This window comes from Nocardiopsis flavescens (genome assembly GCF_900141985.1).
Lineage (GTDB): Bacteria > Actinomycetota > Actinomycetes > Streptosporangiales > Streptosporangiaceae > Nocardiopsis > Nocardiopsis flavescens.
Map to the genome: position 1 here is coordinate 1 of NZ_FQZK01000041.1, position 22,624 is coordinate 22,624.

Consider the following 22,624-nt stretch of genomic DNA (forward strand, 5'->3'; position numbering starts at 1 on the left):
CGCATACGTTGTTCACATTGTATAGCTGTGTGGAATTCTTCCCTGTGGGGTCGTCTTTTCGGAGGTGGCTGTCTGTGGGGTGTGGGTTTCCGTGGTGGTTATGGTGGGAGGGTCACACCCGGTTACTTTCCGAACCCGGTCGTTAAGTCTCCTTGCGCTGATGGTACTGCCCTGTGGTGGGGTGGGAGAGTAGGTTGCTGCCACGGTTTTTTTCGGGTTGAGGGCCCCTCGTCTTTTGGCGGGGGGCTTTCCCTGTTGTTGGGGTGTGTTGTGGGGGGTTGTCCTTGGGGCGGCCCCCTTTTTTTGTGTGGTGTGGGGGTGGCCGGCTGGAGGGTTTTCTCTTTTGGCCGGGGTGGTCGGCCCCAGCCGGTTGGCGGACCGGGGCGCTGGCCACAGCGGGAGGGTGTCGCTCCCATCCCGGCCCCAGTCGTAGAGCGTCCTTCTCACCCTGGCCGCAGGGGGTGAGAGCTCGACCGGAGTTCTCCGAAAGCTCGGCCGCTTGGGGTGGGCGGCCGGCGGAGCGTGGACCTGGCCCCGGCGCAGTCGGCGGGCGGCAGACTTCCGGGGCGGTGCGTTGGGCGCACGTCGCCGGTGGTGGGGGTGTGATCCGGGGCTGGGGCGAGCGAGGCGATCCCAGCCCGGCCGCCTGGGGTGGGAGGAATGCCCCCTGCAAAGGGTGGGGGGCGCGAGGAGCGGCCCGTACGTAGAGCCCACCCATGCCCTCCCAACGCCGTAGGGGGTGAAACGTGCACGGTCTTGGGGCCCCGGGCACAGCCCGTGGGCGTTGATCCATACCCCGACCCCAGGGGGTTGACGAGGACGTACTCGGCTCCGCGGACCCGTGGGGGTGAAGGCCGCGGATACTTGCCCCGCCCAGCTACCGGGGGGTTGTCCACCCGCCTGGAGCCCTCAACCCCAGCCGGAGGGTGGTGCTCCCAGCGGGGCTCCAGGGGGTGAAGGCCACGGGCACGCCCGGGCCGCGCCACCGGGGGGTCGTCCACCCGCCCGGAGCCCCGACCCCAGCCGGAGGGTGATGCTCCCAGCGGGGCTCCACGGGGTGAAGCCCGCGCGCACGCCCGGGCCGGGCCGCGCCCGGCCGCCCCGGGCGGGTGAGCGACCGCTGGCGACCGCTAGCGACCGCTACGGCACAGGCCCCCGCCCCCGTTCCCCTACAGGGACGTTCCTCCGGTGGAGGCCGGCTCCGCGTGGGCGTGGAGGTCCGCAGCCTCGATCTCCTCCCGGGTGATCCCCAGGATGAACGCGATCGTGTCCAGGTAGGGCACGTTCACCGATGTGTCCGCCTGCTGGCGGACCACCGGCTTGGCGTTGAACGCCACGCCCAGGCCGGCCGTCTGGAGCATGTCCAGGTCGTTGGCGCCGTCTCCGACGGCGACGGTCTGCTCCAGCGGTACGCCCGCCTCACGGGCGAAGCGCTCCAGCGTGACGGCCTTGCCCTTGCGGTCCACGATCGGTCCGACCAGGCCGCCGGTGAGCCTGCCGTCGACGACCTCCAGGGTGTTGGCGGCGGAGTAGTCCAGCCCCAGCCGCTCCACCAGCACGTCCGTGATCTGGGTGAACCCGCCGCTGACGATCCCGCACTCGTACCCCAGCCGCTTGAGCGTCCGGATGAGGGTGCGGGCGCCGGGGGTCAGCTGGATCTCGTCGCAGACCTCGGCGATGGCGTCGGCGTCCAGCCCCTTCAGCAGGGCGACGCGGCGGCGCAGGGACTCCTCGAAGTCCAGCTCCCCGCGCATGGCCTGCTCGGTGACCCGGGCGACCTCCTCCTCGCACCCCGCGTGGGCTGCCAGGAGCTCGATGACCTCGCCCTGGATGAGCGTGGAGTCCACGTCCATGACGATGAGGTGCTTGGCGCGCCGGTGCAGGCCGCTGGGCTGGACCGCGACGTCCACGCCCTGGGTCGCGGCCTCCATGGCCAGCTCGGCGCGCAGCTGCGCCAGCCGGGCGGGGTCCCCCGCGGCCCCGGAGATCTCCATCTCCACGGAGGTGACGGGGTAGCTGGACAGGCGCTCGATCCGGTCGATGTTGGCGCCGGCCCGGGCCACGCAGGAGGTGATGGCGCCCAGTGCCCCGGGGCGCAGCGGGTCGGCCAGCACGGTGACGTGCAGCCGTGCCGCGGAGGCGGAGTAGCTGACCCGGTTCCGCGCGTCCCCGAGGGCGTAGTCCACCTCCATGTCGAGGTCGATGGACGTCTTGTCGAGGGCGTTGCGGACCTCGTCGAAGACGCGCTGGCGGCTCACGCCGGGGGCGACCCTCTCGTCCACCTCCAGGACGGCGCCCAGGACGAGCCGTCCGGCGAGGACGACCTGTTCCAGGTCGGAGATGGTCACGGGGAAGACGGAAAGGGTGCTCAACAGCCGCGCGCTGATACCCGGGCGGTCGCGGCCGGTCACCGTCACCAACAATGTGGTTTCATCATTCATGGCGCCATCCACGGTACTCGGCCGTCAGGCGGCGACGACGGGCAGGTCCGCTTCTTTTCCCAGCTAGTTCACTATGTGGACACCCGGGGAGGGGTGTTTCCGGGACCCTGTCGTCATTTGTTCTTCTTGGCCTTGCGGGGCTTCTTCGCCTTCACGGAGACGCCGCCCAGCATGCAGGTGCCGGTGAGCCGGATGACCGGCGCGTTCGGGTCGGTCACCTGGTCGGTCCCGTGCAGTTCGGTGCCGCCGAGAATCCCGGACGTGTTGTTGATCACCCTGACCCCGTAGGGGACGGTGATGTCGACGCCGCCGAGGATGACGGCGACCTGGATGGTGACCTCGCGGCGGCTGAGGACGGCCTCGCGCAGGTCCAGGTCGACGCCCCCGCACAGCACGGACACGTTGGTGCGGGGCTCGACCAGCCAGCGGCCCTTGCGCTCGCAGCCGCCGAACACGGCGACCATGTTCTCCGAGCCCTTGCTCTGTCCGGCGAGGTCGCGGGCCTCCTGGCCCAGGATCTCCATGCCGTCGGCCCCGGTGTCGGTGGCCGTCGGGAACGGGCTGTGCCCGGCGACGGGCAGGTCCGAGACGATGGGGGACAGCTCGCCGATGGTCTTGGCCTTGTAGAGGGTGTCGAGGCGCTCCTCGTGCTCCACGGGGCTGAGGCGACCCTCCGCCAGCGCTTCGCGCAGGCGTTCGGCAACCTTGTCACGGTCCGCGTCGGAGGCTCGGATGTGCTCGGGCTGCATGGTGTCGGGTCTCCTCCTCGATCGACGGCCGGGGCCGGCCGCGCACTCCCAGTATCGGTTCGGTCGTGGCGCCGGCGGATCAGGTATCTTCCCTGGCCCTACCCTGAGACTTCCCCTCAGGTCCAAGAATGCCCGGTCCGGGCGCCCGCCGACAGGGGTCGGGCCCCGCCTTCACAGGGGGAGGGAGGCGTGCGCCGCCACCAGGGCCCGGCGCACCGCCGCGTCCAGGCGGCGCAGGGAGCGCGAGCGGGCGTCCGCCTGGTGGGCGCTCAGCCCCCGGCCCGCCCGGTCGTCCGCCAGGTCCACGACCGCGGCCAGCCGCGCCGCCTGCTCGGCGACGCCGCGGGCGCGTTGCGGGTACCCCGGCGGGAGCACCCCGTCCGCGTGGCGGGCGTCCAGCGCCGCCACCCGCCGCTGGACGGCGGGCGCGAAGCCCGCGACGTCGTCGACGCCCTCCAGTTCCCGGGCGACTTCGATGAGGGTGGTCTTCAGCTCCTGCTCGGCCTCGGCGAGGCCGGGTACCTGGGGGATCGTGTCGTTGGCCGGATACGGGGACCAGGAGACCCCCACGTAGGATGAACCGCGCCGGTCGGTCGTGGGGACCAGCCCCACCTGGCGGTCGGCGAGCCGGAGCAGTACCCCCTCCCGCGCCTCCAGCGCGGCCTGGTTGAACTCCCCGGGGCCGACCAGTCCGAGCGGGTCCCCCTGGACGGGCAGTGCCAGCCGGAACATCGCCGGTCTCGTGCCGGGAAGGCCGCGGAGCCGTACCAGTGCGGCCCGCAGCGGTACGCCCTCCTCGAAGGGCAGGTCCCCCGGCGGTACGGTCCCGATGACCTGGGGGCCGCCGTGCCGTTCGACGGCGTCCACGGCCTCGTCCAGGCCGACGTGCCCGGACAGCCAGGCGTTGCCCCAGGCGGCGAGTGTTGCGGACGTGGAGTTCATGGCTCCAAGGGTAGGTCGGCGCCTGCACCGGCGCGGGACGTGAGTGACGTGAGGGAGAACGATGGACGGTCGGGTTCTGGGGCTGAGCGGGGTCACGGTACGGCGGGGTGACGCGCTGCTGCTGGACGGTGTCGACTGGTCGGTGCTGGAGGGTGAGCGCTGGGTGGTGCTGGGCCCCAACGGCGCGGGCAAGACCACCCTGCTGAGCGTCGCCTTCAGCCAGCTGTACCCCACCTCCGGCGAGGTGGAGGTCCTGGGCGAGCACCTGGGGCGGGTGGACGTGTTCGAGCTGCGCCCGCTCATCGGGTACGCGGGTGCGGCGGTCGCCCACCGCATCGAGGAGGGCACCCCGGTCCTGGACCTGGTGCTGAGCGCCGCTTACGGGTACCTGGGCCGGTTCCGCGAGGAGTACGGCGTGCCGGACCTGGGCCGCGCGCGGGCCCTGCTGGGGCACTGGGGGGTGGGCGACCTGGCCGACCGGGCGTTCCACACCCTCTCGGAGGGCGAGCGCAAGCGGGTGCTGATCGCGCGGGCGCTGATGTCGGACCCGGAGCTGCTGCTCCTGGACGAGCCCGCGGCCGGTCTGGACCTGGGCGGCCGTGAGGACCTGCTGCGCCGCCTGGGCGCGCTGGCCCGCAACGAGGCGGCGCCCGCCCTTGTGGTCGTGTCGCACCACGTGGAGGAGATCCCCGCCGGGTTCACCCACGGGCTGCTGCTGCGCGAGGGCGGTGTGGTCGCCGCGGGGCCGCTGGACGAGGTGATGACGGCCGACCGCCTGTCGGAGACCTTCGGGCTGGCGCTGAAGGTGGAGCGGGACGGCGACCGCTGGACCGCCCGGGCCGCCTGAGCCGCCCGGGCCGCCTGAGCCGGACCGCCCTCGCCGGTCCGTCCCCCCGGCCCCTCCTCCCGCGTACGGCCGGCGGTCCGCCGCCGGCCGTTCCCTTGCGATCCGGTCTCGTCTCGGAGGGCCCGGGTCCGGAACGGACCGGGTCCCGAACCGGGATAAGGAGCACGAGAACAGCGCGATCATATTGACCTTAAATACAGTTTCTGTCCGGATATAGCTCCTCGATGTGACTTCGGGTACCGTCTTCGGCGGTGAGCGGAACGCTCCAATTCGGCGCGCTTTATGATCATCGGGTGGGCGGGGCCGGGCGCTGCGCGGTCCGTGCCCGCGTTGCCTGCACCCCCGTCAGGAGAACCGGAGCTGCCCAGATGTCGATGTCGAATACCGCCCCGGCGCAGGACAAAGGGGTGATCGCATGACCATGATCATCATCGTCGCCCTTTTCGTCGCCGTTCTCCTTCTCATCTTCTGGCGAAGCGTCCGCATCGTTCCGCACTCCATGCAGGACGTCATCGAGCGCTTCGGCAAGTACCACCGCACCCTCGGCTCCGGATTCAACGTCGTGATCCCCGGTGTCGACCAGGTGCGCGAGCGCATCGACCGCCGCGTCCAGGTGGTGAGCTTTCCGCCGCAGTCCGCGATCACCGAGGACAACCTGGCCGTCGAGGTCGACTCCGCGGTGTACATCCGGGTCGTGGACGCCTACCGCGCCACCTACGAGGTCGCCAACTTCATCCAGGCGGTCGAGCAGCTCACCCTCGCCACCCTGCGCAACGTCATCGGCGGCATGAACCTGGAGGCGACCCTCACCTCCCGCGACCAGATCAACCGCGAGCTCAAGCAGGTGCTGGACGAGGCCACCAGCGACTGGGGCATCGAGATCAGCCGCATCGAGCTGAAGGGCATCGAACCCCCGGGCTCGGTGCAGGAGGCCATGGAGATGCAGATGCGCGCCGACCGCGAGAAGCGCGCGCAGCTGCTCAGCGCCGAGGGCGAGAAGCAGTCCGCGGTGCTGCGGGCCGAGGGCGAGCGCTCGGCCGCGGTGCTGCGCGCCAAGGGCCAGGCGGAGGCGCAGATGCTCACCGCCAAGGCCGACGCCGAGGCCCAGACCCTGCGGGCGCGCGGTGAGGCCGACGCCATCCACATGGTGTTCAAGGCGCTGCACACCAGCAGGGTCGACCCCGACGTGCTGGCCTACCAGTACCTCCAGAAGCTCCCGGAGATCGCCAAGGGCGACGCCAACAAGGTGTGGATCGTGCCGTCCGAGATGGGACAGGCCATCCAGGGGGTCGGCGCCGCCTTCCAGCGCCTGCGCGACGACGTCGTGCGGGCGCCCTGACGCCCTTCCCCCCACGGGCCCGCCCGTACCCCGGTCCCGGGGCGCCCCGTGCGCCCCGGGACCCGCGCTTTCCGGGGCCGGTCCCGCTCCGAAGACCTGCGGCAACAGGTGATGACCCGATGACCGGCCCCGCAGGGGTGCTCTCGTAGGCTGTGGGAGCCCTCGACGGTCGGGGAGCGAAGAAGCCATGAAAGCCGCACTATGGAACTCTGGGAGGCCGCGGCCGTCCTGCTGGCGGGGATCGCCGCCGGAGCCATCAACTCCATCGCGGGCTCGGGGACGCTGTTCACCTTCCCCGCGCTGCTGGCCCTGGGCTACCCGCCGATCACCGCCACCGTCTCCAACAGCATCGGCCTGGCGCCGGGCAGCATCAGCAGCGCCATCGCCTACCGCCGGGAGCTGGCCGGCCAGCGCGGGCGGGTGCTCCGGATGGGCGGCATGTCGCTGATGGGGGCGGCCACCGGCGCGCTGCTGCTCATCTACCTGCCGGCCGGGGTCTTCGAGAAGGTCGTGCCCTTCATGATCGGCGCGGCCTGCGTGCTGATCCTGCTCCAGCCGCGCATCTCGCGCTGGGCGCGGGCCCGCAAGCCCTCCGGCCGGGAGAACGGCCCGCTGCTGCCGCTGAGCGCCTACCTGACGGGCACCTACGGGGGCTACTTCGCCGCCGCCCAGGGGATCATCCTCATGAGCATCCTGGGCGCCGCCCTGGACGAGGACCTCCAGCGGCTCAACGCCCTGAAGAACCTGCTCGCCGGGATCGTCAACGGCGTCGCGGCGCTCTTCTACATCGTGCTGGCCTCGCCGTCGTGGCCGGTGGTCGGGCTGATCGCGGCGGGCTCCATCATGGGCGGCTACCTGGGCGGCCGGTTCGGCCGCCGGATGAGCGCCGCGGCCCTGCGCGTGGTCCTGGTGGTCGTGGGCCTGTCCGCGGCGGTCCAGCTGCTCTTGGGTCGGGTCTGACCCCGGCGCCGCGGCGGGCCCCGGTCAGGCCCTGAAGTACCCGCGCCGGTCCGCGTCGTCGATGAGCGCGGTCGCGTAGGCGCCCAGCGCCTCGGAGCCCTCGGCGATCAGCTTGACCTTCTCCATGACCTGGGCCCGGGTGATCCCGAACCGCACCCAGGTGCCGCCCTCGTTGTGCCAGTTCGCGAGCATCGGCGACAGCCGGTCCACGGCGCGGGCGAACCGCGCCTCCGCGGTGGCCCTGGCCTCGAACTCCTCCCACAGCGCGCGGGCGGCCTCGGCCTGGTCCTCCGGCAGCAGCGGGAAGATGCGGTCGGCGGCGGCGCGTTCGCGCTCGGCCTGGGTCTGGGAGCTGACCTGGTCGAACAGGAAGGTGTCGCCGGCGTCGATCTCCACGATGTCGTGCAGCACCAGCATCTCGACGACCTTGTCGACGTCCGTGCCCGGGGGCGCGTACTCGGCGAAGGTGCGCGCGGTCAGCGCCAGATGCCAGGAGTGCTCGGCCGAGTTCTCCCTGCGTGATCCGTCCACCAGCAGGTTCTGCCGCAGGATGCGCTTGAGCTTGTCCACCTCCAGAAGGAAGCGGAGCTGCGCGCTCAACCGCTCGTTGTCGACCCCGCTGGCAAAGACCGGTGCCGGTTCCGTCACGTGGTTCGCCCTCCTGAAGGATGAGTCGAAACGGTCAGGTGGACCGCTCGTGAGCGGTCGCCCCTGGATGATCCCATGGAACGCGGACCGGCTGTCGCGGTGGCGTCCGTTAAGGGGACGGCGGGGAAGGGGGCGTCGTGCACACGGTGAACGCGCCGTCACGGTGAGGGGACGGCGGTGCGCGGACCGCCGCCGGGGGGCAGGTCCCCGCCGTATCCGGCCCGGACCTGCGCGGAAGCCGTGACGTGCCGGTGGAACCACTCGGTCAGGGCGCGGTCGGCCAGCACGCCGCCGGGGGTGAGCGGACCCGGTTCCAGTCCGGGCTCGGGGCCGATGGCGTGGGCCAGATCGGGGATCACGATGTGACGGAGCACATGGTTAGTCCCCTCGGGTGAGACGGGTACGGGTGCGTCCCTCCGGGCGCGGCGGGCGCGCCTCCTCAGCCAGCCCGCCCCCTGACCGGACCGTTTCCCCTGCTCCTCCGGCTCCGCGGGGCCCTCCCGGTCCTCCCGGTCCTCCCGGTCCGCGGTGCCCAGGAACTCCGCGCGCAGCGCCTCGTACAGGTCCCGCCCGTGCCCGGGCGGCAGCACGTCGTCCCGGCCCCCGCTCACGATGAGCGTCGGGACGCGGCCCCGGGCCACGTCGGCGGCGCGGTCCGTGAAGTCGAACCTCTCGCGGACGGCGATCGAGTCGCCGGTCCAGGCGTACGGGGTGCCGTGGTGGCGCTCCCGGGCGGCCAGCACCGGGGCGGGGTCGGCGACCGGGTTGACGAGCGCGGTGGCGCCGACCGGAAGGTCGCCCTCGGCCAGGGTCAGCAGGGCGGCGGAGGCGCCGGCGCCCACCCCGACCAGGCCCACGGGGTCGTCGGTGACCGGGAACAGGGCGCGCAGTTCGGCGACCAGCCGGGACAGCTCGGCGGCGGCCCCCTCGACCACCGGTCCGAACAGCTCCATCAGGTAGTCGCTCTCCCCGCGGCGGGCGATCTCGCGGACCCCGCCCTCGGGCAGGCGGGCCCCGAACAGCGGCAGCCCGGGGTACACGCGCCAGGCGGGCAGGGAGGCCATGGGCACGGTCCCGGCCAGGGCGGCCTCGCCGCGCGGCGGCTCGAAAGCGTGCAGGCCCAGGACGAGCGGCGCCGGGTGCGCGCCGGTCGCCGGGGGCAGGGCCACGAAGGGGATGCCCGCGGCCGTCCCGGTGACGGGTGCGGACCGGCCGCCCGCCGCCCCGTGCGCCGCGTCCCGCGGCGCCCCGCCTACCACCGCGCCCCGCCTTCGTTGCGGCGGGAGAAGTCGGTGAGGTAGCTGCTCACCACCCGCTTCGCCTCGTCGATGAGGTCCGGGTCGCCCTCGGGGTCGTCGCGGAACGCCAGCTTGAGCACCGCGTCGGCCGCCTCGACGGCCACGTGGACGGCCCGGTCCAGGCCCTCGCTGTCGGGCATGCCGGAGGCGGACACGACGATCTTGCGCAGCCGGATCGCGATCACCCGGTTGTTGTCGGTGCCGCCGTTGAGCAGGCGGGTGTCGACGATGTCGCCGAAGTGCAGGCTGCGAAAGCCCGGCACGTTGCGGTGCATGTCGATGTACTCGTCGACGACGGCGTCGACCGCGGTGGTCCAGTGGGTGAACGACGCCCCGGCGAGGCGTTCGCCGATCCGGGCGCCGAACTGGTCGAGGAACCGCAGGCCCAGGGCCTGGGTGATCGCCTTCTTGTCGGGGAAGAACTGGTACACCGACCCGATCGCGACGCCGGCGCGTTCGGCGATCCGGGTGGTGGAGAGGTTGTCGTAGCCGACCTCGTCCAGGATCTCCGCGCAGCAGTCGAGCATCCGCTGGACGCGGAGCATGCTGCGCTGCTGGGCGGGGAGCCTCCGGAGCGGGGCCTGCGCGAAGGCGAGCTCGTCCGTGGAGACACGTGCGTGACCCGACCCGTTCTTGCCTGCGGGTGTCCTCCGCGACCGCGGGGGAGTTGAGCTTCGGGAATTAGTCGTCACGGCACCTATGATGCCGTTCCGGAATCACCTGGTTCCGGGGAAATTCCAGTTTCGTTCTGCGGAGTCTTCCTTCCGCGCCACCGTGGCGGCATGGTGGGTGCGTGTCTGAGGCCCCACAGCCGCCGCCCTTGGAGGTCGAGCCATGAACACCCCGCCGCCCACGCCCGAGGACCCGCGGGAGACCGCGCCCGGGGAACTCGACGCCGTCATGGAGCGCGCGGCCGCCGCGGCCCCCCTGCTGGCCGCGCTCGCCCCCGGCGGGCGCGCCCGGCTGCTGTGGGCCGTCGCCGAGGCGCTGGACACCGCCGCCGACGACCTCGTGCCCCTGGCGCGGGAGGAGGCGCACTACCCCGAGGCGCGCTGCCGCGGCGAGCTGGGCCGGACCACCTTCCAGCTGCGGCTGTTCGCCGACGTGCTGGAGGACGGCGCGTACCTGGAGGCCATGGTCGACCCCGCCGATCCCGACTGGGGCACCCCGCGGCCGGACGTGCGGCGGCTGCTGGTGCCGCTGGGGCCGGTCGTGGTGTTCGGGGCGAGCAACTTCCCGTTCGCGTTCTCCACCGCGGGCGGCGACAGCGCCTCCGCGCTGGCCGCCGGGTGCCCGGTGGTCGTCAAGGCCCACCCCGGCCACCCGCGGCTGGCCCGGCGCACGGCCGAGGTCGTCACCGGGGCCCTGGCCGGGGCGGGTGCCCCGGAGGGGGCGTTCGGCCTGGTCGAGGGGGTCGAGGCGGGGAGGCTCGCGGTCCTGCACCCGCTGACCCGGGCGGTCGGGTTCACCGGGTCGATCCCCGGCGGGCGGGCCCTGTTCGACCTGGCGGTGTCGCGCCCGGACCCCATCCCGTTCTACGGCGAGCTGGGCAGCGTGAACCCGGTGTTCGTCACCCGGGCCGCCGCCACCGCCCGGGGCGGCGAGATCCTCGCGGGGTACGCCGAGTCGGCGAACCTCGGCTCCGGGCAGTTCTGCACCAAGCCGGGCGTGCTCTTCCTCCCGGAGGGCACCGGGCTGGACGCGCTCGCCGCTGACTTCGCGGGGCGGGCGGCGGCGCCGCTGCTCAACGACCGGGTGGTCGGCGGGTTCGCCCGGGGGCTGGACACCCTGGCGGGGCACCCGGCCACGGAGGTCCTGGTCCGAGGGGTCGCGGACGGGGACGGCTCCTGGTCGCCGTCGCTGCTGCGCACCGGGCTGGACGCGCTGCTGGAGCACTCCGAGACCCTGCTGGAGGAGTGCTTCGGCCCGGCCACGCTCGTGGTGACCTACTCCGACGAGCGGCGGCTGCTGGAGGCGGCGGGCGTCCTCCAGGGGCAGCTCACCGTCACCGTGCACGGCGAGGAGGACGACGCGATCGCGCCCGCGCTGCTGGCCCTGGGCGCGTCGGTGGCGGGCCGGGTCGTGTGGAACGGCTGGCCGACGGGCGTGGCGGTCACCCACGCCATGACCCACGGCGGGCCCTACCCGGCGACGACCGCGCCGCTGCACACCTCGGTGGGGAGCACGGCGATCCGCCGGTTCCTGCGCCCGGTCACGTACCAGTCGGTGCCGGACGGCCTCCTGCCCGAGGCGCTGCGCGACGCCAACCCGCTCAACGTGCCCCGCAGCCGCAACGGCGGGCTCCCGGCGGTGTGACACCGGACGGCCGGGGGCGGGTCCCGCCCCCGGCCGGGGCGACGCGCGGGGCCCGCGGCCGGGCCCCGCGGCCCCGAGGCGGCGCCGAGGGAGAACCGTGTCCTGCGGCCCGGGGCGGGGTGACGCCCGGCGGTCGCCCCCAGGGCGGGCCCGCCGGGCCGGGGGCGAGGTGCAGCCGGAGCCCCGGGTCCGCGCGCCTTCCGGCAGGGCGCCGTCCGGGCCCGCAGCGTCCGACCGGCGGGGAGCCGCGGCGCTCCGGCGGTCGCCGAGCGGGCGGACCCGCCGGGCCGCGTCCTCCGGGGCCGCGGGTGCCATTTGACGGGCCGGTGTGAGCTTGGCCCGAAGAGCTTGGTGGCCGGAGCCGGCCGCCCGTAGTCTCCCGCCATGAGCAGCCACCCGAATCCCGTACCCGAAGCCCCCGCCGCCGTCGAGGCGCTGATCCGCGACCTCCCCAAGGCCGAACTCCACGTGCACCTCGAAGGCTCCATGCCCGCCGAGACGCTCTTCGAGCTGGCCGGCCGGCACGAGGTCGCGACCGTCCCGGCCACCCTCGACGAGCTGCGGTCCTGGTACGCGTTCACCGACTTCGCGCACTTCATCGAGGTGTACCTGGCCTCGGTGGAGACCCTGCGCGAGGAGGAGGACTTCGCCCTGCTCACCTCGGCGGTCGCCGAGCGCCTGGCCGCGCAGAACGTCCGCTACGCGGAGCTGCACATCAGCCTGTACACCCACCTCATGCGCGGGGTGCCCGCCCGGGTCGTGTTCGACGGGGTGGAGGCCGCCCGCCGCGAGGCCGAGCGCGACCACGGCATCCGGCTGCGCTGGATCCCCGACTTCCCCACCGACTTCGGGCCGCAGAGCGCGGAGCAGACCCTGGCGGCCGTGCTCGCCGACGCGCCGCCCGCCACGGTCGGGTTCGGGGTGGGCGGGACGGGCAGCACCCTGGTCCCCTACGCCGACGTGTTCGGCCGGGCCCGCGCCGCGGGGCTGGCCAGCCTGCCCCACGCGGGGGAGCACGGCGGCCCCGAGCGGGTGGTCGAGGCCCTGGACCTGCTCGCCGCCGAGCGCATCGGCCACGGCATCGACTCCATGCACGACAAGGACCTGGTGGCGCGCCTGGTGGACGAGCAGGTCCCCGTGGACGTCAGCCCCACCTCCAACGTGTGCACCCGGGCGGTGGACCGGATCGGGGAGCACCCGCTGCCGGCCATGCTCGACGCCGGGCTGCTGGTCACGCTCAACACCGACGACCCCACCATGTTCGGCACCGACCTCGTCAACGAGTACCGCACCGCCCACCACATCGGGCTGTCCCCGGCGGACCTGGTGCGGCTGGCCGCCAACGGAGTCCGCGCCTCCTACCTGGGGGCGGCCCACCGGCACGCGCTCCTGTCCGAGATCGCGCAGGTGGCGGAGCGCCACGGGGTGTCGGTCCCCGTCTGAGGCGGCCCCCCGACAGCAGACTCGGGGGATGGACGCACATCCCGAACCCTACGAGTGGCGGGCGCCCTCGCCCGGCCGGTCCGGCGGCCGGGCGGCCCGCTGGCTGCTGCGCAACCGGGTGGACGCCATGGGCGGCCCGGCCGGGCACCCGCGCCCCGAGCGGGAGCACCCGTGGTGGCAGGTCATGTGCCTCACCGGGGTCGACTACTTCTCGACCCTGAGCTACCTGCCGGCGATCGCGATCCTGGCGGCGGGGGTCCTGTCCCCGGTGGCGACGCTGCTCATCGTGGCCCTCACCCTGGGCGGGATGCTGCCGATCTACCGCAGGGTGGCCGAGCGCAGCCCGCACGGGCAGGGCTCGGTGGCGATGCTCGAACACCTGCTCCCGGAGTGGCGGGGCAAGTTCCTCGTGCTCTGCCTGCTGGGTTTCGTGGCGACCTCGTGGATCATCACCATCACGCTGTCCACGGCGGACGCCACCGCCCACCTACTCGCCAACCCGTACGCCCCGGACTTCCTCCAGGGCGGGCAGGTGGCGGTGACCCTGGTGCTGCTGGGACTGCTGGGCGTGGTGTTCCTGGCCGGGTTCACCGAGGCGGTGCGCATCGCCGTTCCGCTGGTGGCGGTGTTCCTGGCGGTGAACGCGGTGGTCGTGGTGGCGGCGCTCGCGCACATCGCCGCGCACCCGTCGCTGCTGGCGGACTGGGAGGCGGCCGTCCTGGCGCCCGGGGCGTGGTCGGTGACCGCCACTGTGCTCATCGCGTTCCCGCTGCTGGTCCTGGGGCTGTCCGGGTTCGAGACGGGCGTCAGCATGATGCCGCAGATCCTGGCGCGCGGGGACACCCCGCAGGAGCGGCGGCGCGAGCGCGTGCGCGGCGCCCGCCGGCTGCTGACCACGGCGGCGGCGATCATGAGCGTCTACCTGGTGGCGACGGCGTTCGTCACCGGCGTGCTGGTGCCGCGCGCGGAGGCCGAGCCGGGCGGCCGGGCCGCCGACCGGGTCCTCGCCTACCTGGCCCACGACCTGCTGGGCAACGGGTTCGGGACGCTCTACGACGTGAGCACCGTGCTCATCCTCTGGTTCGCGGGGGCGTCGGCGATGGCCGGGCTGATCAACATCGTCCCCCGCTACCTGCCCCGGTACGGGATGGCCCCCGCCTGGGGCGGCGCGGTGCGCCCGGTGGTCCTGGTGTACACGGCGCTCACCATGGCGGTCACGGTGGCCTTCCGCGCCGACGTCAACGCCCAGTCGGGGGCCTACGCCACGGGGATCCTGGCGATGCTCGTGGCCGCGGCGGTGGCGGTGACGCTGATGGTCCGCCGGTCCGGGCGCCGGTGGGCGGCCCTGGGGTTCGGGTTCCTGACGCTGGTGTTCGCCTACGCCCTGGCCGACAACGTGGTGCGGCGGCCCGACGGCCTGGTCATCGCGCTGGTGTTCGTGGCGGGGGTGATCGCGGTGTCGCTGGTGTCCCGGGCGCTGCGCAGCACCGAGCTGCGGGTGGCGGGGGTGTCGCTGGACGCGGCGGCGGCGGGGTACGTGCGCGAGGCCGCCGCCGGGGGCGGGCCGCCGCGGCTGATCGCGGTCGTCCCGCGGCGGGGGCGGCCGACGGACTACCGGCGGGCGGAGGAGGAGCGGCGGCGCACGGACCCGGTCCCGTCGCCGGTGCTGTTCGTGGAGGTGCACGTGCGCCATCCGTCGGACTTCGCGAGCGAGCTGCGGGTGCACGGCCGGGAGGTCGACGGGTACCGGGTGCTGAGCACCCACAGCCCGGCGGCGCCCAACGCGCTGGCGGCGCTGCTGCTGTGCCTGCGCGACCTGACCGGGGCCGTGCCGCACTGCTACTTCTCCTGGTCGGAGAGCCCGCCGATGCGGGCGCTGTGGCGGTTCGCGGTCCTGGGGGAGGGCGGGACGGCGGCCTTCACGCGGGAGATCCTGCGCGAGGCCGAGACCGACCCGGCGCGGCGCCCGGTCGTCCACGTCGGATGACGCGGGCGACCGGGCGGGGGGACCCCGGTCCGGGGCCCGCCGGAGGCGTGGACGCCCGGATGACCGGTGTGCGGCGGCACCGCCCGGCGGGCCGGCGCTCCCCTCGGGACGGCCGCGGGCCGACCGGACCCGCGGGCGGCGCGGCCCGCGTCAGGGTCAGGCGGGGGAGTCGGCCAGCGGCAGGCCGCACTCGTTGCGCATGTCGGTCCAGGTCTGGGCCGCGCCCTCGGCGGCCTCGCCCTCGTAGGGGACGGGCACGCCGCCCTGGATCTGCGCGGGCAGCCAGTCGGCCTGCGTCACCGAGCCCTGGTCGAAGGTGAGGGTGAGCACCCCGGTCTCGGCGGTCGGGCCGTCGAAGTTGTAGAACACGAAGTTGCTCAGCCCGTAGTGCACGTAGGAGTCGCCGAGGAACCCGCCGGGGGACAGCACGTGGGCGTGCCCGCCGACGACCGCGGCGGCGCCCGCGTCCACCAGCTCCTGGGCGAGGGTGGGCGCGTGCGGCAGCGGGCAGTGCGCGCCCTCCAGGCCCCAGTGCAGGAACACCACGACGTTGTCGTACTGCTCGGCCGCCCCGGCGACGGCGTCGAGCATGTGCTGCTTCATCTCGCCCTTGGTGCTGGCCATGCCGGGCTTGCCCTCGCCCGCGGTCCACTCGGCCATGAGGTGGTCGTCGAGCACGTCGGTGGCGCCGAACAGGGCGACGCTCTGGCCGTTGACCTCGGCGACGTGCGGCGTGTACGCCTCCTCGATGTCGCGCCCGGCGCCGACCAGGCCGACGTCGGAGGCGTCGCCGTTGTCGAGGGTGTCCAGGAGGCCGTCGACCCCGTAGTCCATGCCGTGGTTGTTGGCGACGGTGGCCACGTCCACGCCCGCCTCGGACAGGGCGTCCAGGGCGGTGGTGGGCGCGCGGAAGAGGAACTCCTTGCCGGGGGCGGGGGTGCCGCCCTCGGTGATGGCGGTCTCCAGGTTGACCATGGCCAGGTCGGCCGCGGACAGGTGCTCGGAGACGGGGTCCAGCGCGGTGGCCGGGTCCTCCAGGCGCGGGCGGAGCATGCCCTCGAACATCACGTCCCCGCCGAAGGCGACGGTGAACGGCTCCGCGGCGGCCTCCGGCTCGGGGCTGGCGCTGGGCGAAGGGGAGGACGGGGACTCGCCGCCGGCCGCCTCCTGGAGCTGTTCCGGCTCGTCGTCGGCCGGGGAGCAGGCGGCGGCGAGCAGGAGGGCGAGCACCGCGGCCCCGGCCGGCAGGGCCGTGCGCGCGCGGGTACGGATGGATGCGGGTTGCATGCGTGCTCCAGAAGGGGCGGGGGAAACGGGGAGCGTGTTCTGGGAGTCAGGACGCGCGTTGTACGTCTCCGGTTGGCCGGTGGGCACGATCACCGGAACCCGGCCCGCCCGTCACCGACGACTACTGATGGTATTCAGGATATTGCCAAGCGTGTTCGTGTGTCGGGTCCGACGTCGTCGGGCCCGGGGGCGGGGGGCGATCCTCCGCGTTCAGGGTACGTCCTCGTGACCAGGTGTTTTGTGTCCCTTGGGGCAATCGTTGTCGTCTGTGACCCTGGGGGCGGGTGGGGTGACGCTGCGTCCCGCCCCGGGGGGCGGTCCCCGTCGGTCCGCCTCCCTTTTCCGGCTTTTTGCTCAAAAGGTATATCGAGCCCATTCAACGAAATTCATGATGCACGGGTTGAGGCGCTCTCCGGTTTCGGGAGAACTAATCAACGAAGTTGCTTAGTGGTTTGGCCGCGCCGGTTTACCGGCAGGTTTTTCCGGCGGAAAAATCACGGAGGGTGTCCTTGATTTCTCTCCGTGCTCACCGTGGGTATGCTCTGAGCAGGGCCGACTTCGCATGGTGTCAATTCAGTGACCCAGAGTGTTGATAACGGAGATAAACATTTCCGGAAAACGCTTGTGCTTCTTCGTCGGCTTGCTAACGTTTCGGTCCGTTGCCGGTTCGAGAAGAACAGAACCGCGACACCTCGCGGGCCACCCCGCCGTTCCACCGCCTTCGTGCCGGTGGCGGGCCCGCACCGCCGTCCCAGGCGGAACCGTGCGTCCCGCGTACCCCGCGGACCGGTCCCGCCCCCTGCGGCTCAACGCCACGACCGGCGTGCATCCCCAGGTTTCCTGCGTCGAAAGGCCGCACCAGATGCGCAACACACTCCGTTACTCCTTCGCCACCGCCGTCGCCGCCGGACTCGCCTTCGTCCCGGCCGCCGCCGCCTTCGCCGACACCACCACCGACGGCTCCGGAGGCATCGCCTCCGGCAACCAGGTCGTCGTCCCCGTGGACATCGAGGCCGGGCTGTGCGGCAACTCGCTCGCCGTCCTGGGCATCTCCGCGGCCAAGTGCACCCAGGTCTCCGAGGTCCTCTACGAGGCCAGCGGCCAGGGCGCGACGACCACCGACGGCTCCGGCGGCGTCGCCTCCGGCAACCAGATCGCCATCCCGGTCGACGCGGCGGTCGACGCCTGCGGCAACGCCGTGGCGGTCGGCGGGGTGTCCAAGGCCGAGTGCGTCGAGGTCGTCGAGGTCCTGGAGGAGGAGTCCGGCAACGGCACCCTCTCCACCGACGGCTCCGGCGGCGTCGCCTCCGGCAACCAGATCGTGGTGCCGGTGGACGCCGCCATCAACATCTGCGGCAACTCGGTGGCGATCCTGGGCGGCGCCAGCTCCAAGTGCACCACCATCATCAACATCATCCAGGCCGCCCCGGAGAACGAGGGCGCCCCGGAGACCTCCACCAGCGGCTCCGGCGGCGTCGCCTCCGGCAACCAGGTGGTCGTCCCCGTCAACGTCGCCGCCGACATCTGCGGCAACGCCGTGGGCGTGCTCGGCCTGGCCGAGGCCTCCTGCCTGGAGGTCATCTCCGAGAAGCCGGAGAAGCCCGAGGAGCCGGGCGAGGAGACCCCGGAGGAGCCCGAGACCCCGGAGGAGCCGGGCGAGGAGACCCCCGAGGAGCCCGAGACCCCGGAGAAGCCCCGCGAGGAGGACAAGAACGAGGAGGAGCCGCAGACCGACGACAAGCCCGCCCCCGTGCAGGAGGCCGGCGGCGAGCTGCCCCTCACCGGCGGCGCCCTGACCGGCCTGGTCGCCGCGGGCATCGCGGCCGTCGGCGCGGGCGGCGCCGGCCTGTACCTCACCCGCAAGCGCAAGGCCGCCGCCTCCGCCGCCGACGCGGAGTAGTCGGAGCAGCCGACGGCGGCCGGGCGCCGTCCGGCGCCCGGACCGCACCGCCCCGTCCGTCCCCGCAACCCCCGGGGGACGGGCGGGGCACACCTGCGGGCGGGCCGGTGCGAGGTGCCCGGAACCGTCTCATACCCTCGAAGACGTGCGCAGAGTCCTGTTCTCCCAACGCATGCTGGCGTTCCACGCGCTGGTCCTGGTCATCGTGCCCGCCTTCATCTGGCTGGGCTTCTGGCAGCTGGACCGGTGGGAACTGCGCAGCGCCTCCGTCGACCTCCAGCAGGGCAACCTGGCGGCCGACCCGGTCCCCGTCGCCGAGCTCACCGCCGTGGGCGCCGACGTGGACCCCGACGACCGGTGGCGCTCCGTCCGGGCCCTCGGCACCTGGGACACCGAGCACGAGATCCTGCTGCGCAACCGCGACGGCTCCGGCGGCGTCGGCTTCCACGTGCTCACCCCCCTGGTCACCGAGGAGGGGCCGGCGCTCCTGGTCAACCGGGGCTGGATCCGGCGCGGGGAGACCGCGCTGGACACCCCCGAGATCCCGCCCGCCCCCGCCGGCACCGTCGAGGTGACCGGGCGGATCCACTTCTCCGAGACCGAGGAGAACACCGGGCTGCGCAACCGCGACGACCTGCCCGAGGGGCAGCTGCTCATGGCGGACGTCCCCATGATCGCCGGGGAGCTGCCCTACCCGGTCTACGGCGGGTACGCCGAGCTGACCGCCCAGGACCCGGTGCCCGACCCCGCGCCCGAGCGCATCGAGGTGCGCGAGCTCGACTCCGGCATGAGCCTGTCCTACGCCGTCCAGTGGTGGGTGTTCACGCTCGTCGCCGTCGGGGGGTGGGTCTTCCTGGTCCGCCGCGAGGTCCGCGATGCCCGCGAGGCCGAGGCCGCGGGCCCCGGGGACCCGGACAGCCCGGCCGACGCGCCCGCCGCCGTCGGCGCGGGGCCGGGCGGGGACGCCGGCTGACGCACGCCGGACGCCATCACGGAACACCGAGGGGACACGTGCACGAACACGACGACTACCCGGCGCCCGGACACGTGGAGCGGCGCGCCGTCGGCGCCCGCGAGAGCGCCCGCGCCGGACGCCTGTGGTGGGACGGCGCCGCGGACGCCTACCAGGCCGACCACGGCGACTTCCTCGGCGACGCCGGCTTCGTCTGGTGCCCGGAGGGCCTGACCGAGGCCGAGGCCGGGCTGCTGGGCGACCCCGACGCGCTGCTCGGCCGCCGCGTCCTGGAGGTGGGCGGGGGAGCCGGGCAGTGCGGGCGGTGGCTGCGGGCCCGCGGGGTGCGCGAGGTCGTCTCCTTCGACCTGTCGCTGCGCCAGCTCCAGCACTCCCGGCGCATCGACGAGCAGCACGGGCTGCGCCTGCCCGTCGTGCAGGCCGACGCCCAGCGGCTGCCGTTCGCCGACGCCGCCTTCGACACCGTGTTCTCCTCGTTCGGCGCGTTCCCGTTCGTGCCCTCGGCCGACGACGCCCTGGCCGAGGCGGCCCGGGTGCTGCGCCCCGGCGGGCGGCTGGTGTTCTCGGTGACCCACCCGGTCCGGTGGGGCTTCCCCGACGACCCCACCGAGCACGGGTTCACGGTCCGCCAGTCCTACTTCGACCGCCGCGCCTACGTGGAGGAGGACGACGACGGCAACGCGGTCTACGTGGAGCACCACCACACGGTCGGCGACTGGGTGCGGGGGATCGCCCGCGCCGGGCTGGTGCTGGGCGACCTGGTGGAGCCCGAGTGGCCCGAGGGGCACGACCGGGTGTGGGGCGGCTGGGGCCCGGTGCGCGGCCGGATGATCCCGGGGACCGCGATCTTCAGCGCCGACAAGCCCTGACGGGCACCGGGGCCGACGGGCGTGCCGGGCCCGCGGCGGCGACCGCCCCGGCCGGGGCCGTTCGCGGCGGTCGGCGGGGCCGGAGCGCCCCGTACCGAGCGGTGTCCGGGGACGCCCCTTTGAGGTCGCGGCCGCGGTCGCACGTCCGGTCGTGTGCGGCGTCCTCCCCGGACAGGCCGGGCGATCCCCCGGGGGGCGGCCTGCCGGTCCGCCGGTGTCGCCCGGCCGAGGGGTCGGACCCGCCGGAGGACCCGCCGGAGGGGCCGCCACCCCTCTCCGTACGGTCAGCCGTCCGCGGCCGGCGCGCCGTCCCCCGCGGCCCCGCCCAGGTACTCCGGCGGGACGGCCGGGACCAGCCACACCCCGTTTCCCGTTACCCGGAACACGTGGCCGTCCCGGTGCATGCGCCCGGCGGCGACGGTGAGCACCACCGGTCGGCCCCGCCGCGCGCCCACCCGGGTCGCCGTCGCGGTGTCGGGGGACAGGTGCACGTCGTGCCGGTTCATCGGGCGCAGGCCCTCGGCGGAGATGGCGGGCAGGGAGCGGCCGACGGTCCCGTGGTAGAGGACCTCCGGCGGCACCGCCGGGGCCAGCCCCAGGTCCACGGCCACCGAGTGGCCCTGCCGGGCGCGGATGCGGGTGCGGTCGGCGCTGAACTCGAACCGCCGCTTGTCGTTGCCCGCCACCACCGCGTCCAGCTCGGCCCGGGAGAGGCGCACGTCCGCCCGGCGCAGCCCCGAGAGCAGCGCGTCCACCGGGGCCCAGCCCTGGGCGTCCAGCCGCAGCCCGGCCCGGCCGGGGTCGTGGCGCAGCACGCGCGCGATGTACTTGGAGGCGCGCACCAGCCTCCGGGGGTCCAGGCCCCTCCGCTCCGTTTCCATGGACCGATCCTGCTGCGCGGCGCGCAGCAGGTCCAGGGGTTTACCGCCCGCCCCTCCGGCGGGGGCCGCAGGGGAACCGGACGGGACGCGCCTTTATCCGGTGGCCCCGGCGCTCGGGCCCGCACTAGCCTGCCCCTTTCGGAGAGAAGGAAGGGAAGGGCCCGTGTCACAGCGGTTGCGCGGTATCTGGGCGGAGACGAAGCGGGCGTTCGAGGCGGAGCGGTACCGGGTCGGCGGCCGGGAGGTGGACCTGTCGGCCGACCTGGCGGCGATGCGGGACGGCACCCGGCTCCACCTGCCGCAGGAGTCGGCCGCGCTGCCCGCCGCCCGCACCGGCCGCCGCACCCGGTTCGAGGTCACCGGGGAGAGCACCTTGGCGGCGCTGCTGCGCCTGGCCCGGCGGGGCGGCGGCACGGAGGTGGCGGCGCTGAACTTCGCCTCGGCCCGCAACCCCGGCGGCGGGGTGGCCAACGGGGCGCGCGCCCAGGAGGAGAGCCTGGCCCGGTCCTCGGCCCTGTACGCGTCGCTGGTGCTGTGCCCGGAGTTCTACGCGCACCACCGGGCGGAGCGGTCGCTGCTGTACAGCGACCGGGTGATCTGGTCGCCGCGGGTCCCCGTCCTGTGCGACGACCGGGGCGAGCGGCTGGCGGAGCCCCCGGTGGCGGGGTTCCTCACCGCCGCCGCGCCCAACCGGCGGATGATCGAGCGCAACAGCCCCCAGGAGGCCGGGGAGATCCCCGGCGCGCTGGCGGTCCGGGCCCGGGGCGTGCTGGCGGTCGCCGCGCACCACGGCGTGGAGGTGCTGGTCCTGGGCGCGTGGGGGTGCGGCGTGTTCGGCAACCGGCCCGGGGAGGTCGCGGACGCGTTCGCGGCGCACCTGCGCGGGGCGGGGGAATTCGCCGGGGCGTTCGAGCACGTGGTGTTCGCGGTCCTGGACCGCGACCCCGCGGTGCGCGGAGTGTTCGTCGACCGCTTCCCGGAGGCGTCCGCCGGGTGACCGGCCGCCGCGGACGCGTTACCGCGGGGCGGGGGCGGTGCCTCAGCCCTCCCGCATCTCCCGCCGCGCCCGGCGCTCGTCCTCGCCGAGGTTGCGCTGCGCGGACTCGTCGATCTGGGCCAGCCGGCGCAGGACCGTGATGAGGGTGTCGCCCAGCACCGTCTTGACGACGGCGCCCTCCAGGACGTCCTCCCCCTCGGGCAGGCCGTCCAGGCGGTCGAGGTCGATCTCGGCGAACGCCTCCACGGCCCCGGCGTAGCGGTCCAGGTCGGCGTCGGAGACGGGGTGCCCGGCCTCGCGGTGCCCGGCCAGCACGACGGCCAGGGCCTCCAGGGCGGGGTGGTCCGGGTAGAAGAACCAGCCGTGCCGGGCGACGAGTTCGCGGGCGCGCTCGCGGTCCCGGTCCTGCGGCTCGATGTCGGCGCCCACGAGGGGGAGGCGGCGCATCACCAGGCCGAGCTGGGAGTGCAGGCCGACCCCGGGCCCGCCGACCTCGTCCAGGACGGTGCGCACGGTGGCCACGGACAGGCCGCCGACGGTGGTCAGGGCCCGTACCAGGCGCAGGCGGCTCAGGTGCTCGGCGCCGTAGCTGGCCTGGTTGCGGCCGGTGGCCTCGCCCCGGGGGAGGAGGCCCTCCCGCAGGTAGTACTTGATGGTGGGGATGGGGACCCCGGCCCGTTCGCTGAGTTCGGCGATGCGCATGACGGACATCCTCTCCTGTTCTCCCTTGCGCGGTTCATATGGATA

19 protein-coding genes and 1 rRNA gene are annotated in these 22,624 nt (G+C 73.9%); 11 read left to right on the top strand and 9 right to left on the bottom strand.

The window, feature by feature from the left end:
- Positions 1–90: 90 nt before the first annotated feature.
- Positions 91–206, top strand: a 5S ribosomal RNA gene (gene rrf, locus BUE45_RS29940).
- Between the two features lie 963 nt (positions 207–1,169).
- On the opposite strand, the gene serB is transcribed toward rrf, so the two are convergent.
- The 3 genes from serB to BUE45_RS29955 all read right to left on the bottom strand — a co-directional run bounded on the left by serB (position 1,170) and on the right by BUE45_RS29955 (position 4,132).
- On the bottom strand, positions 1,170–2,441 hold the full coding sequence (gene serB / locus BUE45_RS29945; RefSeq protein ID WP_073384288.1) for a phosphoserine phosphatase SerB: 1,272 nt from the start codon (positions 2,439–2,441) through the stop codon (positions 1,170–1,172).
- A 113-nt stretch (positions 2,442–2,554) separates the two neighbouring features.
- On the bottom strand, positions 2,555–3,190 hold the full coding sequence (locus BUE45_RS29950; protein WP_073384289.1) for a DUF1707 SHOCT-like domain-containing protein: 636 nt from the start codon (positions 3,188–3,190) through the stop codon (positions 2,555–2,557).
- 171 nt (positions 3,191–3,361) lie between these two features.
- The gene (locus BUE45_RS29955) at positions 3,362–4,132 is read right to left on the bottom strand and encodes a hypothetical protein (protein ID WP_073384290.1); all 771 of its coding nucleotides are present in this window, start codon (positions 4,130–4,132) and stop codon (positions 3,362–3,364) included.
- A 61-nt stretch (positions 4,133–4,193) separates the two neighbouring features.
- Between BUE45_RS29955 and BUE45_RS29960 the strand changes: the two genes are divergently transcribed.
- From BUE45_RS29960 to BUE45_RS29970, 3 genes are all read left to right on the top strand, one after another.
- Complete coding sequence (locus BUE45_RS29960) at positions 4,194–4,979, top strand: ABC transporter ATP-binding protein (RefSeq protein WP_073384291.1); 786 nt, start codon at positions 4,194–4,196, stop codon at positions 4,977–4,979.
- Between the two features lie 415 nt (positions 4,980–5,394).
- Positions 5,395–6,318 (top strand): SPFH domain-containing protein, encoded by a 924-nt coding sequence (locus tag BUE45_RS29965; protein WP_073384292.1) that lies wholly within the window; start codon positions 5,395–5,397, stop codon positions 6,316–6,318.
- Positions 6,319–6,519: 201 nt separating this feature from the next.
- A complete protein-coding gene (locus tag BUE45_RS29970; protein ID WP_073384293.1) occupies positions 6,520–7,278 on the top strand; it encodes a sulfite exporter TauE/SafE family protein in 759 nt (252 codons plus the stop codon).
- 24 nt (positions 7,279–7,302) lie between these two features.
- On the opposite strand, the gene BUE45_RS29975 is transcribed toward BUE45_RS29970, so the two are convergent.
- From BUE45_RS29975 to BUE45_RS29985, 3 genes are all read right to left on the bottom strand, one after another.
- Positions 7,303–7,926: an HD domain-containing protein gene (locus tag BUE45_RS29975; RefSeq protein WP_073384294.1), complete on the bottom strand. Its 624-nt coding sequence runs from the start codon at positions 7,924–7,926 to the stop codon at positions 7,303–7,305.
- A 158-nt stretch (positions 7,927–8,084) separates the two neighbouring features.
- Complete coding sequence (locus BUE45_RS29980; protein WP_073384295.1) at positions 8,085–9,185, bottom strand: alpha/beta hydrolase family protein; 1,101 nt, start codon at positions 9,183–9,185, stop codon at positions 8,085–8,087.
- Positions 9,179–9,769, bottom strand: coding sequence for a TetR/AcrR family transcriptional regulator (locus tag BUE45_RS29985; RefSeq protein WP_073384296.1), 591 nt, complete (start codon positions 9,767–9,769; stop codon positions 9,179–9,181). Before BUE45_RS29985 ends, BUE45_RS29980 begins: the two co-directional genes overlap by 7 nt.
- 289 nt (positions 9,770–10,058) lie before the next feature.
- Here BUE45_RS29985 and BUE45_RS29990 point away from each other — a divergent pair, with 289 nt between their 5' ends.
- From BUE45_RS29990 to BUE45_RS33965, 3 genes are all read left to right on the top strand, one after another.
- The gene (locus tag BUE45_RS29990; RefSeq protein WP_073384297.1) at positions 10,059–11,540 is read left to right on the top strand and encodes an aldehyde dehydrogenase (NADP(+)); all 1,482 of its coding nucleotides are present in this window, start codon (positions 10,059–10,061) and stop codon (positions 11,538–11,540) included.
- Between the two features lie 384 nt (positions 11,541–11,924).
- Positions 11,925–12,983, top strand: a complete 1,059-nt coding sequence (add, locus tag BUE45_RS29995) for an adenosine deaminase (protein WP_073384298.1) — start codon at positions 11,925–11,927, stop codon at positions 12,981–12,983.
- Positions 12,984–13,011: 28 nt separating this feature from the next.
- Positions 13,012–14,970, top strand: a complete 1,959-nt coding sequence (locus tag BUE45_RS33965) for an amino acid transporter (RefSeq protein ID WP_073384299.1) — start codon at positions 13,012–13,014, stop codon at positions 14,968–14,970.
- A gap of 156 nt (positions 14,971–15,126) precedes the next feature.
- Here the strand turns inward: BUE45_RS33965 and BUE45_RS30005 are convergent, their stop codons facing one another.
- Positions 15,127–16,257, bottom strand: a complete 1,131-nt coding sequence (locus BUE45_RS30005) for a CapA family protein (RefSeq protein ID WP_073384300.1) — start codon at positions 16,255–16,257, stop codon at positions 15,127–15,129.
- Positions 16,258–17,119: 862 nt separating this feature from the next.
- Here BUE45_RS30005 and BUE45_RS30010 point away from each other — a divergent pair.
- The 3 genes from BUE45_RS30010 (at position 17,120) to BUE45_RS30020 (ending at position 19,999) form a co-directional block, all read left to right on the top strand.
- Positions 17,120–18,157 carry a chaplin gene (locus BUE45_RS30010; protein WP_073384301.1) on the top strand — a complete coding sequence of 346 codons (1,038 nt, stop codon included), beginning with the start codon at positions 17,120–17,122 and terminating at the stop codon, positions 18,155–18,157.
- A gap of 145 nt (positions 18,158–18,302) precedes the next feature.
- The gene (locus BUE45_RS30015) at positions 18,303–19,130 is read left to right on the top strand and encodes an SURF1 family cytochrome oxidase biogenesis protein (RefSeq protein ID WP_073384302.1); all 828 of its coding nucleotides are present in this window, start codon (positions 18,303–18,305) and stop codon (positions 19,128–19,130) included.
- Positions 19,131–19,168: 38 nt separating this feature from the next.
- On the top strand, positions 19,169–19,999 hold the full coding sequence (locus tag BUE45_RS30020; protein WP_073384303.1) for a class I SAM-dependent methyltransferase: 831 nt from the start codon (positions 19,169–19,171) through the stop codon (positions 19,997–19,999).
- Between the two features lie 284 nt (positions 20,000–20,283).
- On the opposite strand, the gene BUE45_RS30025 is transcribed toward BUE45_RS30020, so the two are convergent.
- Positions 20,284–20,859, bottom strand: a complete 576-nt coding sequence (locus BUE45_RS30025; protein WP_073384311.1) for an RNA 2'-phosphotransferase — start codon at positions 20,857–20,859, stop codon at positions 20,284–20,286.
- A 184-nt stretch (positions 20,860–21,043) separates the two neighbouring features.
- Between BUE45_RS30025 and BUE45_RS30030 the strand changes: the two genes are divergently transcribed.
- Entirely contained in the window at positions 21,044–21,877 is an 834-nt protein-coding gene (locus BUE45_RS30030) for a TIGR02452 family protein (RefSeq protein ID WP_073384304.1), read from the top strand.
- 42 nt (positions 21,878–21,919) lie between these two features.
- Here BUE45_RS30030 and BUE45_RS30035 read toward each other — a convergent pair whose 3' ends face one another.
- Positions 21,920–22,579 (bottom strand): MerR family transcriptional regulator, encoded by a 660-nt coding sequence (locus BUE45_RS30035; protein WP_073384312.1) that lies wholly within the window; start codon positions 22,577–22,579, stop codon positions 21,920–21,922.
- Positions 22,580–22,624 lie beyond the last annotated feature (45 nt).

Excerpts from the sequence above, each read along its gene's own strand:
- BUE45_RS30035 (WP_073384312.1), bottom strand. The coding sequence starts at position 22,579 with ATGCGCATCGCCGAACTCAGCGAACGGGCCGGGGTCCCCATCCCCACC.
- BUE45_RS33965 (WP_073384299.1), top strand. The coding sequence starts at position 13,012 with ATGGACGCACATCCCGAACCCTACGAGTGGCGGGCGCCCTCGCCCGGC.
- BUE45_RS30005 (WP_073384300.1), bottom strand. The coding sequence starts at position 16,257 with ATGCAACCCGCATCCATCCGTACCCGCGCGCGCACGGCCCTGCCGGCC.
- serB (WP_073384288.1), bottom strand. The coding sequence starts at position 2,441 with ATGAATGATGAAACCACATTGTTGGTGACGGTGACCGGCCGCGACCGC.
- BUE45_RS29950 (WP_073384289.1), bottom strand. The coding sequence starts at position 3,190 with ATGCAGCCCGAGCACATCCGAGCCTCCGACGCGGACCGTGACAAGGTT.
- BUE45_RS29990 (WP_073384297.1), top strand. The coding sequence starts at position 10,059 with ATGAACACCCCGCCGCCCACGCCCGAGGACCCGCGGGAGACCGCGCCC.
- BUE45_RS29960 (WP_073384291.1), top strand. The coding sequence starts at position 4,194 with ATGGACGGTCGGGTTCTGGGGCTGAGCGGGGTCACGGTACGGCGGGGT.
- BUE45_RS30010 (WP_073384301.1), top strand. The coding sequence starts at position 17,120 with ATGCGCAACACACTCCGTTACTCCTTCGCCACCGCCGTCGCCGCCGGA.
- BUE45_RS29965 (WP_073384292.1), top strand. The coding sequence starts at position 5,395 with ATGACCATGATCATCATCGTCGCCCTTTTCGTCGCCGTTCTCCTTCTC.
- BUE45_RS29985 (WP_073384296.1), bottom strand. The coding sequence starts at position 9,769 with ATGCTCCGCGTCCAGCGGATGCTCGACTGCTGCGCGGAGATCCTGGAC.
- BUE45_RS29955 (WP_073384290.1), bottom strand. The coding sequence starts at position 4,132 with ATGAACTCCACGTCCGCAACACTCGCCGCCTGGGGCAACGCCTGGCTG.
- BUE45_RS29970 (WP_073384293.1), top strand. The coding sequence starts at position 6,520 with ATGGAACTCTGGGAGGCCGCGGCCGTCCTGCTGGCGGGGATCGCCGCC.
- add (WP_073384298.1), top strand. The coding sequence starts at position 11,925 with ATGAGCAGCCACCCGAATCCCGTACCCGAAGCCCCCGCCGCCGTCGAG.